Origin of the sequence: Sulfolobus sp. B1, assembly GCF_007050195.1 — an archaeon.
Lineage (GTDB): Archaea > Thermoproteota > Thermoprotei_A > Sulfolobales > Sulfolobaceae > Saccharolobus.
This window is the reverse complement of record NZ_QIMI01000043.1, coordinates 1-12,977: the sequence shown is the minus strand read 5'-3', so window position 1 is coordinate 12,977 and position 12,977 is coordinate 1. Positions and strand designations below refer to the sequence as shown.

Below are 12,977 nucleotides of genomic sequence, written 5' to 3'. Positions count from 1 at the left end.
ATATATCATCAACTATTTACAAAATGAGGAAAGCCTCGCAGTGTGGGAATGGCAAAGTTTTTAAGTCTAAAAGCCAATCCTAACAATTAGATGGGAGGGGTTCTCTGAGCTTCTCGACTGCCCCTAAAATGAGAGATGTGATTACGAATCGGTGAGGGGAATCAGTGAGACGCCCCATGAGAACCCTTATCCTTTAGGACTTGGAGGAAGTCAGAAATGGATCAAAAATTAGAGAACTTAATCGATGCCTTAAAAAAGAATAAGAGTAAGGAAAACGTTATAGAGTTTTTAGAAGTAATTAGGAAATATTTTCCTCCTTCAGACGACTATTCAATAACATTATGGAAGGCTGGAGTTTATGAATACGTTTTGGATAGAAATGGTATAGCCATGTTAAGAGTAGCAGAAGATGAGTATTTACCATATATGACAGGCTACGAGAAGAGAATCAAACCTAACGCTTTGCCCGAAAACATAATAAATAACTTTGATTGGAAATCTGTATTAAAACAACTTAGAGATATAACCTTAGAGTATTCTAGGAGAGATAAAAATTTTGAGAAGATTGCTAACATGCTAAATGATGCAATCTTTAAGAATACTTGACACGATAGTAGAGACGTATAGTATAGTTCACTATGAACAAACCAACTTTATGAATAGAATGCATGGAGGCGATATGCTTTTCCTACTAGTCGAGACTGGAATGTTATCAGCAATAAAGATATCTAGAGGGACTACGCTATTAGCCTCCATAGACGACGTAGTTTTTAAAAAGGCAGTCCGATTGGGAGATATGTTTTTGATAAATCGTAATGTCCTAGTGGGGGAGGAACAGGCACTTTAATTTTTATCCTTCCCTCTCTTAGCCATGGTGTTAATAAAAATGCTACGCCATTTCTCTCCCAATTTAGTATTTTTGCTTCGTTTTTAGATAGCCCTAAAGTTTCAGCTATTTCTGATTTTATTCTAAAGATAACTTTAGTATTTGCTAATTGCGTAATTATATCACTTAAATCGTTAGGGTTGTGTGTAGAGAAGATGAAACCTATTTTTCTTCTCCTACCTAATCTCATCATCGTAGCTATTTTTCCGGCTACTCTTCTAACGTAATTAGTATCTTCTTCCATGCCCTTAGCAGAAGGAAAAAATCTATGGGCTTCGTCCAATACTATAATAAACCTTCCCTTTACGTTTCCGTTTCTCATTTGCCTCTCTCTAAATGCAAACAGTTTATCTAAGAAGTAATATGTTAAAATCTTTTGAGAAAATTCGTCTATTTCGTTATTATATAGGTCAAAAACTATTGTAGATGATGAATTTTCTAATATCTTAGCTAATGGAAATCTTTCTACTCCTACGTCAAATAATTGTGTTTCCCTAAGTAAATATAGACCCCTTACTATATTTTCCTTAGTACTCCTATGTATCTCAACCCCTTCCAAAGAGTCCTCATTAAACTTATTTATCAAATCTTGTAATGTTAAGATCTCTTTCCCTTTTTTTCTGATCATTATTTTGATGAAATGAGAAGCTTGTTCACTAAAATAAGGATTTAGTCTATGAAGAATTTTCCTTACATCTTTAAATCTAAAATAAAACGGATAAACGTTAACTTGCGATTTCCACTCAGAGTTAGAGATTATGATTTTATTATTGACTACAGAAGAGTAAATTGTAATACCCTTGTTAACTAAATGATTAATTATAGGTTTGACGTACATTTCGTAGTAGGCCTTGGTTATTGCATTGGCTGACTTAGCTTTTCCAATGTACTTCTTAATCCAACTTTTATTAACGGGATATATAATGTCTAAATTTATACCTTTAATTACGTTTCCATACAATTCATTAAATTCTTCTACGCCAGCTCTCACTATTCTATCTGATTTGTCCGGGGGAAGGAATATGTGATAGTAATCACCAGTAGCATCTAAGATAAATACTTTACTATTCTCCTCGTTAATTAAATTTATACCAGCTACGAGATCTTTTATGAATGAAGTCTTTCCTGCGCCAGTGGTCCCTAATACTAACATATGAAAGTTTAAATCGTCTAGGCTGGTACTTATCTTTACTTTACTGTAAGAGGTGTCGAGGAAGCCTACTCTTAAAAGTCCTCTATTTGTGCCCAATGATCTTTCAATGACTTCTGGCTTAGGGATAATTACTGGGGATTGTGGCTCAATTGTTATATCAGCTGCGTCTGGCTCAGATGAATTCAGAAAATCTACCTTAGTTAGCATCTCGCATTTAAGTGATACATTCGTGATGAGTGATCCTGGTTCATCTTCAGCACTGCCTACACTACTAACTATACTTGAATCATTAACAAGTAACGAAGAAGCGTCTATTCTCTGGTATCCTACGACTCTTAGCAGGACGAAATATAAGGTTTTTATGTCAATAGCTCCGAGAAATATTCCTATTTTGCCTAAAAAGTTGTATTTATAGTATGTGTTAGGGTCTATAATAACATTAACAAGGTTAGACTCTTCATTGATTTCACTAGGTACGTATCTAGATACCTTACCCACTAGATCTCCTAACGTTATTGCTAGTGCTCTTGCCTTGGATATTTTATCCTTAATATCGTTATATAGGTCTGAGCTCAAATTCCCACCTGTTCTAATCTACTATAAAAGCTCGCTTGTAGTCCCATGCTCTCTAATGTATTCATTATTATTTTCAAAATTGCCCCGCTTATTTCCTTGGCCATCTTATCCGATAATCCTAGAATAGATGGTAATCCATCTTTTGTAAATTGCAATGAGCAGATATTCCCTAAAATATCTTCATTGTTATGAGTACTTTCTATTCTTAATATAGAGAACTTAAATGTATAAGGATGAAACGGATATATGAGATAATTTGTATAGATTGGAATATTATTAACATATCTAAGTATAGGACCTAAGTAAACCGGACTATAAGGTGGAGAAACGTTATATTTAATTAAATCTAGGATAAAAGATTCGTCATTGAAATACTTCTTAGGATCTACACGGAATTTCTCTATTATTTTAAGTCTACTTTTAGCGAGTGTAGAAATAAGCAGTTTAGACTTATCCAGTCTCTTAACTATTCCAATTACGTTTCTTTTTAACGCTCTTAACCTAACCCTTACTATTTCGTCTCTTACTTTGCTTTTCAAAAATATTAGAGGAGGTATTAGTGGTCCATCAATAAGTATAATTGTACTTTCATCATTGATCTTACGTAATGCCTCAGTTTCTAGAATAGTCCTAATCTCAGTTTCTATTTCTTCTGGAGATTCAGCTGAGGTAAAAAAACTGCCATCTAGGGAAAAAGTCGTAATATATTCTGAGCTGTAAAAAAATGGTATTAAAGGTCCTTGACTACTTCCTGCAGGTGCAATTGCTATAAAAGGTCTTTCTAAGTCAAGGCTAGGAAGGCCTGAAATGGGAGGATAAACACCAACAATAGGGTTCATAGAGGAAGTTAATACCAAAGAGGCTAAGCTTATAATACCCTTCGATGAAATAAAGCTTCTACTACTTCCATCTATGGCATATACGTTATGTATCCTTTTTGGTTTAACATCTCTTAGAATTTCATTAACTGGAGTAATCAGTATTGCTTCACTCTCGTTAGAAAAGGAATTATCGGTTTCTCCACTAACGATCCTTACATCAGCATTAGATGAGTCTAAATAGTTTAGGATATACTTAGTTATGATGTCCTTCAGTAATACTTGTAGCTCTATTTTCTTACCCATCTTCTAAACATAATTTATTATGGTAATATTTAAATATGAGGTATTACCAAAAGGGTATTACGCTAACAAAAAATTTTCGAATAAATTTGTTTTTAATCACCTGCATACAATTTCCTAGCTGCTAATGTGATAACGTCCCAAACTCTATTAACTGGGGGTACATAACCAGTTTCGACGAAGAACAGTTCTTCAGCAGTGAAACCTTTTTGAATTACAGAAGCTAACATATTTAATCTGCCTAATACTTCCTCTCCCCCTATTATCTGTCCTCCGATAATCCTCATAGAGTTCTCCTCAGCTACAAGCTTTACAATTATATCTTTTGAACCTGGATAATATCTAGCCCTTGTCTTATGGTGAACTATAGCCGAGACAGTTTTAATTCCTAGCCTCTTAGCTTCATTCTCTGTAATCCCAGTCTTTCCTATAATGTACTCGTCAAATTTAGTTATTTGTGTGTCTATTACTCCAGGGAATCTAATGTCCTTTCCTCCAATATTACTTCCTGCCACGAATCCCATTTTGTTAGCTACTGGAGCGAAAGGTACCCAGCTAGGTTTTTTAGTTATAATATTTATTGATTCCACATTATCACCTGCAGCATAAACGTTATGGACGTTTGTCCTCATGTGATCATCAGTCCACAAGGCTCCCGTTTCTCCTAGCTTTAGTTTATCTTTAACAAGATCTACATTTGGTTCAACTCCTATAGCAACAATAGTAGAATCTACCTCATACCTTCCCTTATCAGTTATCACTAGCTTTCCATTTTCTTTAACATCAACTAAGCTTTCTCCTAACTTAGTTTCAACTTTGGAAGACACCTTTTCGGTTATTGTCTTACCCATATCTTCGTCAAGCATTCTATTCAATAAGTATCTCCCTCTGTGAATTAGAATTACCTTCTTACCCCTTGCACTTAAAGCTTCAGCCATTTCTATACCCAATATTCCCCCACCGATTATTGCTATCTTATTTACTCTCCAAAGCTTCTCTCTTATAATCGTGGCTTCTGCGGGATGATGAACATAAAATATATAGTCACCATTTGAATGAATCTTTTTAGGTTTAGCACCCATTGATAAAACAAGATAGTCATACTCATATCTATTCTTACTCTGACTATTCTCCATTACAGTTATAATCCTAGAGTTTACGTCTATGTCTGTCACTTTTGTATTGATTATTACCTTTATTCCTCTCTTCTCTGTGAAGTAGCTAGGAGTATAAGTCAAAAATAGATTTTCGTCGTCAAATAAACCCTCTACATAATACGGAATTCCACACGGTGCGTGACTTACCATCTTCGTAGCTTCAAAAACTATGATGTCAAGGTTAGGTTTAAGTCTCCTAGCCCAAGAGGCTGCTGTCATCCCTGCAGCTCCACCGCCGACTACAATAAGTCTTTCCATATTAGTCAATATATATGATAACTTTCTTATATCTTAATATCGAAAATTATAGCATATGAAAGCAATTGAGAGGTTAAATGAAACTATTGGTAAGATAAACGAAATAAATGAAAGTGAACTCAGTATAAGTGAGGTAGATTTATTAAAATTCTTAAAGAACCAAATGATGAAATCGAAAAATCTTTTTGAGGCTTTCTCAAGAAGTATTGATCAGAAGGATTGGGATAACGTTTTATCCTATACATTTCAAATTCTTCAGAGATCTAATTCTATATTCGGATACTTAACTCAGCCTACTGTTTTATCATTAGTATCAAAGAGCAGATTAGCGGGCGTTATTGATAATATCTCTGATACTCTAGCGTTTTCAGTCTCAGAAATGATTGTAGTGTTAAAGCAAAATAATAAAGTACTTAATATAGATTCCATTACCATAAATATAAGCTCTAATCCTCCTTCTCTTTCAGTTTCATTGGTGATTAAAGGTGGATGATATTTATTTGAAATGGGATAAACTATTCGATGAAGCTTTCAAGCTACCGGTCTTTGATATAAAAAATGATATAATAATATTTTCTGGAATTGGTGGAAGTGGGATAGTAGGGGAAATAGCTAATATTCTGGATCTTGGGATTCGTTTTGATAAGAAATTTAAAGGAAACGAGACTCTTATTGCTGTGAGTTACTCTGGTAATACTTCAGAGACTATATCTGATGTATATAATGCTATATCTTCAGGTTCCGAAGTGATAGTTATAACATCTGGTGGTTTACTTGAGAAAATAGCTAATGAAAAGAAACTAAATATTATTAAGGTACCATCTGGTTTCCAGACTAGATATGCATTTCCTTATCTATTTACGCCTTTGACTAGAATGATTTCTATGAGAAGAGGTATAAAGTTAATAATGGAAGAGTTAAAAGATGGAGTAATAAAAGCTAGGGACAAGGTTATAGAGGAATCTAAAAGGCTTGCCGAGTTAATATTACCCTCTAGGATACCTGTATTTTACTCCTCTAGATATCTATCAATAGCTAAGAGGTTCAAGCAAGAAATAAATGAGAACGCAAAATATCCGGCATTTTTTGGTGAAATTCCAGAGGTTAATCATAATGAAATTGAAAGTTATGTTCACGGTAAGTCTTTATCTCCAATAGTTATAGAGAGTAATGAAATTGACAAGATTACCGAAGAAGTCCTAAATGCAATAGTTATAAAACCCTACTTTAAAAGTGATTTGATGAATATTTCAAGCTTGCTAATGCTAGCAGGATTGAGTTCATTTGAGATGGCTAAGAGATTAAATGAAACTCCAGATAAACTATATAACATACCCACAGCTAGAAAACTAACCTCAAATTTATTTAGATTAAGTTAATTTTTATCCTTAATGGTCATAAAAATATTTAATACGTTAGGAAGAACGCTTGAGGAGTTTAAGCCTGTAGAGCGAAACGTTGTAAAGATGTATGTTTGTGGACCCACCGTTTATGACTTCATTCACATAGGTCACGGGAGAACTTTCGTAGTCTATGACGCTATCTCTAGATATTTGAGACTAAGGGGATATACTGTGATAAGAGTCCAAAATATCACTGATATTGACGATAAGATAATTAAGAAGTCTCAAGAAACTGGAAAAGATTGGAGAGAAATTGTAGACTATTACTCTAAGGATTATATAGATGCGTTGGGGCAATTAAAGATTAAGATTGATATACACCCTAGAGTTACCCAACACATTAAGGAAATAATAGACTTCGTTCAAAGACTAATAGATAAGGGTCACGCTTACGTGAGTAATAGTGGAAGCGTATACTTTGATGTTAACAGTTATCCTCATTATGGGGAGCTCTCGGGAGCAAAAAGGGAAGAATGGAATCAAGAGGAGGAATTCATTAAAGAAAAGAAGAATCCTTATGATTTTGCCTTATGGAAAGCGTGGAAACCAGGGGAGCCTTATTGGGACTCTCCTTGGGGAAAAGGAAGACCTGGATGGCATATAGAGTGCTCTACCATGTCAACTAGATACTTAGGAGAAAAATTCGATATTCACGGAGGTGGTTCTGATTTAATATTTCCTCATCATGAAAATGAGAGAGCTCAAACTGAGTCGTTAACTGGAGAAAGATGGGTTTCCTATTGGGTTCATGTCGCCTTCTTAACTATTAAGAAGGAGAAGATGAGTAAATCATTAGGTAATATAATTCCTTTAAATGAAGCGTTAAAGAAATGGGGTCCATCAGTACTGAGATATTGGTATTTGTCATCACATTATAGGTCCCCGATAGATTTCTCAGAGGAAGCTTTAAACCAAGCTTCAAACTCCCTACAGAGGATTAAAGATTCTATTGCAGTTTTAAGGTCAATAATTTCTGAAGGACCTAAGTTTTATGCTAAAGACGAGGATATAAAGGTTCAGCAAGATATACTGAAATACCTCGATATGTTCCATCAATCTATGAGTAACGATTTTGATACCGCTACTGCCTTATCTCATATTCATGAAATAGTTAGTTTAATATTTTCTAAGTTACAGTACAGCAGAGATTTCTTAGGAGCGATGCTGGCATTTGAAGCCCTAAAACAATTTAATGACGTCTTTGGAGTAATGGATGAGGAATTCTATCCGTCATATGAAAAAATCTCAAAAATAATTGATAGCGTTATAGAAATTAGGAATGAGCTGAGAAAAATGAGAATGTATGAAATATTGGATAAGATCAGGGAGGAGCTTTTAAAATCAGGTATTAGAATATTAGATAGTAAAGATAAGTCTACTTGGAGATTTGAGTAATATAGTAGGGTTTCTTCTCGTTGTTAACATATCTCTTAAGCATATCGTAAGTAGTATCGGTCATCTTGACTTTTTCTAATTCCTTTAATGGGATGAGCTTAACTTCTTTAGCGTCACTTGAGGCTAATAGTTTGCCACCTATTGGTTCACACTCAAAATCCAAAATTACGTAATGATAATTTTTATGTATAATTTCAACTAATGCTATCAAGTCTTTCACATTAACGTCTAATCCGGTCTCTTCCTTCATTTCTCTTTTTAATGCCTCTTGTAAAGTTTCTCCAAACTCTACTTTTCCACCCGGGATTGCCCATAGATCTTCATTTGGAGGATGACCTCTTTTAACTAAAAGTACAGAGTCGTTTATTTTCACAAAGCAACCTACTGCTACAATTGGTCTATCCATATAGTGATGATAAAAGTTAATATTAAGTAATTTATGGTGTATTGTGTATGAGAACAAGTATCTTAATTGCCTTGATAATGTTATCCCTTTGGGTAATATCCTTAGGGGTGCCAAGTTTCTCCCAAACCAGTAATTCTCAGATTATCAGTGGTTTTACCATACCCTCTACAATCAACTACATAGCTAAATTAGTAAACTCAACAACTATAAATAATAAAACTATAGAGAAGATTTACAATTACACGTTAAGCTATCATGTAACTAAGATTACCCAAGATATAGCCTACGTTAACGTTTCTGGAAATTTTACTAATGATAGCCTAAAGCTAGGTAATTTAGTATACATTACAAAAGGTTTGCATGTTATTAATCTAATTTTTCAACCCATTTCAATTTATTATCCATATATCATCTCTGATATAATCTATAATACCTCTTATGGTATAATAACGCCTAATGAGTCAATAGCACTCAACTATTTAGGCAAAGGGTATGTGCTCTTTAATGGAGTGAATACTACTGTTTATAATTATAGTAGTGTAATTAATGGTAACTCTATTAAAATCAGCTTATTACCTAATGGCATAGTATATCGTTTAGAGAATAATTCGCTTTATATGACGTTAACCTCTTACTCAACTTTCCTAAATGTTTCATTAAATACTTCTAGTGGCAATAATAATATATCTCAGCTAACGAATTATATACAAAAACCATATCTTTACGCTATTTATAATTACTCAACTTTATCTAATTCTACATTACCGGTAGGATATTTAGAAATAGATTATCCGTTACTTTTTGAGAATGACGTGCTAGTAACTCAGATAACTCAAATACAAATTAGGGCAGGGCAAAATCTAGCATTACCCTCATTATTAGAAGGTAAGTCGGTGAATTTTGTAATTTATATTAATAACCCTATAGATGAACCAACTAGCTTCATTACTGATGTAGGAAATCAGAGCATTACTTGGAATGGATTCACGTTTGTACTCGTTAATAAAACCACCATATCAACAATAGCTGGAAGTTTTGAGGCATATCAGTATAGGCATTATATATCCTCCAACCTATCAGCTCAATTATTATACTTTAGTACCAGCGGTGTATTATTAAAAGAGGAGTCTGTTAGCATACTAAATTCATCAGTGTTTCCGGTATTTATATCGTCATTAGTAGGTAATAATTACATTAATCCTTTTGAGACATATCCTAATGTCTTTAATTACACCAATACGACGTTACCCTTTAAAGTTATTAACCCTAATTTATCACTGACCATTTCAATTGTTGTCACGATAATTATAATAGCAGTTGTTGTTCTATTACATAAAAGAGAATAATTTTTTAACGTATCTCTAGATGTATCTATATTTGTAAAATTTATGATTACTTTTCAGCTATCTTTTAATTGTAGATTAATTGTTACGGTTTAGTATAGTATGTAGAAAACCACCATTATTATAAATAGAATAATTGCTAAAATTATCATCCATTTAGCTATACCTTTTGATGATCCAAATACTATGGGAATAGGTCCAATAAAAATTACTCCTCCTACTTCAGTTCTTTGCTTATTATTTTCTTGCCTATTACTACTCTTTCTGCTTTCATAAATGGATCCAGCTAACAATAATATTATACTTATGAAGATTATTGCTAATCCCGCATAAAATAAATACTCATTCATATATTATAGCTCAGCCTGGAGGGATTTAATCTTAACCGCTAACATTTCTACTTCTTTTGGTATTTCTGTGGTATCTATACTCGTAATTAATCTACCTATAGGCATTCTTATTTTATCATATTCTATCCCACGTTTTTTCAAAACATTTACTAACCATCTCAAGTTATCTTCTTTACCTAAGTCTCTAATTTCTTTTTCATCCAAACTTATTCCTAACTTTCTTAAAACCTCCAGTAGGGCTTGCTTACTATAAAAGTTCTCCACCTCATATCCCAATGGAACGCAATAATCCCTTAGTGAGATATCTATTTTATCGCAAAGTCCAAAGAAGATTATATCAAGGTTTAACGTATTCCTTAATCTTAACCAATTTTGTAATTCTATATCAGATGATACTTTAAATATGCCTATGCCATGATCCTCTACATCTATGTTTAGCCTCTTTAACCAATTTATGATGACTGCTGGTTCTGCTAGTTCGCTCGTTAATATGATAATTCTACTAAAGAGAATATCACTTAAGTTCGTATTAAGTAGATTTATGGAACTTCTTAAATCTTGGGTAGGTTTTACAGTTATAGCAGTAGAACTGCCGTTAATTCTTCTCATCACAATGTAGCTATCAGCAGACATTTCTACAATGTATGGAGAGTGGGTTGTTAGGAAAGCTTGCAAAATTCCATTATCTGTCCAATTCTTTATAAGTTTCATAATTTTAGCTTGGAGGGTAGGATGCATGTTAACTTCTGGTTCTTCAACTAATAGTATTTTGTTACCGCTTAACCATATTATAAATAACATTAGAATTACTCTTTGGAATCCACTGGCAGCCAGATCGATATATATTGGTAAGTTGTAAACATTTAGAACTAGTCTTCTTCCATCCCAAAATTCCATTCCTCTAATCTCTGGTATTGTAGCACTCACTAAATTTACAAAATCATACCAATATTTCCTCAAGTTTATTGGAGACTTATTCATGTCTGTCATTCTTCTCAGTATCTCATCGAAGTATGTTTGATCGAAAATTGGAACATATTCTATTGATTGGGACGCATACTCAGCTAGTTTTTTAGCAATTTTTAAATCGTCTTCACCTGGGGGCGAGCCATTGACGTATAGCGTATCTAAACTCCACTCTACGTAATTGTTAACATATCTTATCTTATTTACGACTTCTAATGTTACCTTTTGGTTTTTTCCAATGATTTTCGCAGCTTCCTCTGGCGAGAACTCTACCTTACCGCCTAAAATCACTGGCTTATTAACATTATATCCTTGCCAGATTAGTATTAGGTCTTGGTTTCTGTCCTCTACTGATCTTTTCTCAATACCAGCTGAAAGATTTCTAACAAATAAGTAGATTGAGGAGAGTAAGTTAGTTTTCCCATAACCATTATATCCAACTACAATGTTAAATCCTCCTAGGTCCTTCAAATTAACTTCACTAAGACTTCTAAAATTTGACACGTAAAACTCAGTAATCTTCACTAAGGATCACTCTACGGTAATACTTAGCACAATAAAATATAATCATTAGTAGGCTTGGCCAAGAGTATTCTATATATGGAGAAAAAACGTGGTATTATCTGCAAAAATGCTTAAAAGACTCCTAGTGTGCTTCCTCCATCTACTAATATTAAGGTCCCAGTAATATATGTCGAAAGATTAGAAGCTAAGAACAATATCACGTTAGCAATTTCTTCAGGTTCTCCTAATCTTCCTAATGGTATACTTTTAGCAAGATCTTTCAGAACTTCTTCCTCACTTCTATTCTCTCTCATTGCTCTATCTTTAGCAATTTGTATTACTCTCTCTGTCTTAGTCCAACCCGGCATTACGCCATTAACCAGAATTCCTTTAGGTCCTAGCTCTCTAGATGCTACTCTTATCAATCCAGCTAGTGAGAGCCTAACTACATTAGAAAGATCCAAATTATCTATAGGTTGTCTTAAAGTTATAGATGTGGAGAGAATAATCCTTCCGTTACTTTTCATTAGTTGACCAGCTTCCCTTACAGCTACTACTGCACTCATTAGAAGTAAATTAAAAGCATCAATCCAATCTTTATCAGTTAATGAAAATATGTTCCCCGGCTTAGGACTTCCGGTTACATACGCTAGGACGTCTAGACCATCTAGCTTTTTGTAAGCTTGATGAATTAAATTTTTTACATCATTAGGATTAGATAAGTCTGCCTTTATATAATCGATATCCTTACTTGTTTCTTTTAACTTTTCATATGCTATTACCAGATTTTTTTCGTCATGTGACGAAATTATTACCCTAGCTCCTTCTTCTAAAAATCTCTTTGCGGTGGCGAATCCTATACCTTTACTCGCTGCTGTTACTAATACCTTTTTTCCCTTTATTCCCAGATCCATACAAGAAATTATCTAAAGTTAGACTTTTTGAGCTTATGGTTTCCTTAATTTTCATGAAGTCTTCTTCTAAAACTTTTCTAAGATTAGGATTGTAGAGCGCAGCAGCAGGATGATAGGTAGGAAATACAAGAATTAGATTATCCTTATACCTCCAATTGTAAAATTTTCCTCTAACTAAACTAATGGATTTAAATGAAATACCCATTTTACTAAATATATAAGATGAGGAATGTCTTCCAAGGGTTACTATCACCTTAGGCCTTATTACTTCTATTTGCTCATCTAAGTAAGGGGAACACGCAATGATTTCTTCTTCTTCTGGGTCTCTGTTATTAGGTGGTCTACACTTAACTACATTAGTGATAAACACATCTTCCCTACCTAATCCTAAAATTTCATTTATAAATTTTGTTAATAGTTTTCCCGCTAGCCCTACAAACGGTCTGCCTTCTATATCTTCAGTCTCCCCTGGAGCTTCTCCAATGAACATTATCTGGGCCTTGGAAGACCCCTCGCCGGGAACAGCGTTTTTCCTAGTTTTCCAT

General features: G+C 33.8%; 13 protein-coding genes. 5 read left to right on the top strand and 8 right to left on the bottom strand.

Annotated elements, in window-relative coordinates; translation table 11 throughout:
• The first annotated feature begins 216 nt into the window (after positions 1-216).
• A complete protein-coding gene (locus DMP16_RS04585) occupies positions 217-606 on the top strand; it encodes a hypothetical protein (RefSeq protein WP_069283896.1) in 390 nt (129 codons plus the stop codon).
• A gap of 164 nt (positions 607-770) precedes the next feature.
• Here the strand turns inward: DMP16_RS04585 and DMP16_RS04580 are convergent, their stop codons facing one another.
• From DMP16_RS04580 to DMP16_RS04570, 3 genes are all read right to left on the bottom strand, one after another.
• A complete protein-coding gene (locus DMP16_RS04580) occupies positions 771-2,615 on the bottom strand; it encodes an ATP-binding protein (RefSeq protein ID WP_143576928.1) in 1,845 nt (614 codons plus the stop codon).
• Entirely contained in the window at positions 2,612-3,739 is a 1,128-nt protein-coding gene (locus DMP16_RS04575) for a DNA double-strand break repair nuclease NurA (protein ID WP_069283898.1), read from the bottom strand. Before DMP16_RS04575 ends, DMP16_RS04580 begins: the two co-directional genes overlap by 4 nt.
• A gap of 92 nt (positions 3,740-3,831) precedes the next feature.
• Positions 3,832-5,151, bottom strand: coding sequence for an FAD-dependent oxidoreductase (locus DMP16_RS04570; RefSeq protein ID WP_069283899.1), 1,320 nt, complete (start codon positions 5,149-5,151; stop codon positions 3,832-3,834).
• A gap of 55 nt (positions 5,152-5,206) precedes the next feature.
• Between DMP16_RS04570 and DMP16_RS04565 the strand changes: the two genes are divergently transcribed.
• From DMP16_RS04565 to cysS, 3 genes are read left to right on the top strand one after another with little or no spacing between them, the layout of a single operon-like run.
• Positions 5,207-5,644, top strand: a complete 438-nt coding sequence (locus DMP16_RS04565) for a hypothetical protein (protein WP_069283900.1) — start codon at positions 5,207-5,209, stop codon at positions 5,642-5,644.
• The gene (locus DMP16_RS04560) at positions 5,637-6,530 is read left to right on the top strand and encodes a bifunctional phosphoglucose/phosphomannose isomerase (RefSeq protein WP_069283901.1); all 894 of its coding nucleotides are present in this window, start codon (positions 5,637-5,639) and stop codon (positions 6,528-6,530) included. The genes DMP16_RS04565 and DMP16_RS04560 overlap by 8 nt, the downstream gene beginning before the upstream one ends.
• Before the next feature lie 12 nt (positions 6,531-6,542).
• Positions 6,543-7,949: a cysteine--tRNA ligase gene (cysS, locus tag DMP16_RS04555; RefSeq protein ID WP_143576927.1), complete on the top strand. Its 1,407-nt coding sequence runs from the start codon at positions 6,543-6,545 to the stop codon at positions 7,947-7,949.
• On the opposite strand, the gene DMP16_RS04550 is transcribed toward cysS, so the two are convergent.
• Positions 7,930-8,355 carry an NUDIX hydrolase gene (locus DMP16_RS04550; RefSeq protein ID WP_069283903.1) on the bottom strand — a complete coding sequence of 142 codons (426 nt, stop codon included), beginning with the start codon at positions 8,353-8,355 and terminating at the stop codon, positions 7,930-7,932. The two genes, cysS and DMP16_RS04550, sit on opposite strands and share 20 nt — an antisense overlap.
• A gap of 47 nt (positions 8,356-8,402) precedes the next feature.
• Here DMP16_RS04550 and DMP16_RS04545 point away from each other — a divergent pair, with 47 nt between their 5' ends.
• Positions 8,403-9,701: a hypothetical protein gene (locus DMP16_RS04545; RefSeq protein ID WP_069283904.1), complete on the top strand. Its 1,299-nt coding sequence runs from the start codon at positions 8,403-8,405 to the stop codon at positions 9,699-9,701.
• 89 nt (positions 9,702-9,790) lie between these two features.
• Here the strand turns inward: DMP16_RS04545 and DMP16_RS04540 are convergent, their stop codons facing one another.
• The 4 genes from DMP16_RS04540 to udg form a co-directional block, all read right to left on the bottom strand.
• Positions 9,791-10,048, bottom strand: a complete 258-nt coding sequence (locus DMP16_RS04540; RefSeq protein ID WP_069283905.1) for a TIGR00304 family protein — start codon at positions 10,046-10,048, stop codon at positions 9,791-9,793.
• Between the two features lie 3 nt (positions 10,049-10,051).
• Positions 10,052-11,539: an ATP/GTP-binding protein gene (locus DMP16_RS04535; RefSeq protein ID WP_069283906.1), complete on the bottom strand. Its 1,488-nt coding sequence runs from the start codon at positions 11,537-11,539 to the stop codon at positions 10,052-10,054.
• 110 nt (positions 11,540-11,649) lie between these two features.
• On the bottom strand, positions 11,650-12,432 hold the full coding sequence (locus DMP16_RS04530; RefSeq protein ID WP_069283907.1) for an SDR family oxidoreductase: 783 nt from the start codon (positions 12,430-12,432) through the stop codon (positions 11,650-11,652).
• Positions 12,383-12,977: type-4 uracil-DNA glycosylase (gene udg / locus DMP16_RS04525; RefSeq protein WP_143576926.1), on the bottom strand; the 595-nt coding region annotated here is incomplete at its 5' end. The genes udg and DMP16_RS04530, both read right to left, overlap by 50 nt.

Bases quoted from the DNA above. Each gene is read 5' to 3' on its own strand.
- DMP16_RS04575 (WP_069283898.1), bottom strand. From the start codon at position 3,739: ATGGGTAAGAAAATAGAGCTACAAGTATTACTGAAGGACATCATAACT.
- DMP16_RS04565 (WP_069283900.1), top strand. From the start codon at position 5,207: ATGAAAGCAATTGAGAGGTTAAATGAAACTATTGGTAAGATAAACGAA.
- DMP16_RS04550 (WP_069283903.1), bottom strand. From the start codon at position 8,355: ATGGATAGACCAATTGTAGCAGTAGGTTGCTTTGTGAAAATAAACGAC.
- DMP16_RS04585 (WP_069283896.1), top strand. From the start codon at position 217: ATGGATCAAAAATTAGAGAACTTAATCGATGCCTTAAAAAAGAATAAG.
- cysS (WP_143576927.1), top strand. From the start codon at position 6,543: ATGGTCATAAAAATATTTAATACGTTAGGAAGAACGCTTGAGGAGTTT.
- DMP16_RS04570 (WP_069283899.1), bottom strand. From the start codon at position 5,151: ATGGAAAGACTTATTGTAGTCGGCGGTGGAGCTGCAGGGATGACAGCA.
- DMP16_RS04530 (WP_069283907.1), bottom strand. From the start codon at position 12,432: ATGGATCTGGGAATAAAGGGAAAAAAGGTATTAGTAACAGCAGCGAGT.
- DMP16_RS04545 (WP_069283904.1), top strand. From the start codon at position 8,403: ATGAGAACAAGTATCTTAATTGCCTTGATAATGTTATCCCTTTGGGTA.
- DMP16_RS04540 (WP_069283905.1), bottom strand. From the start codon at position 10,048: ATGAATGAGTATTTATTTTATGCGGGATTAGCAATAATCTTCATAAGT.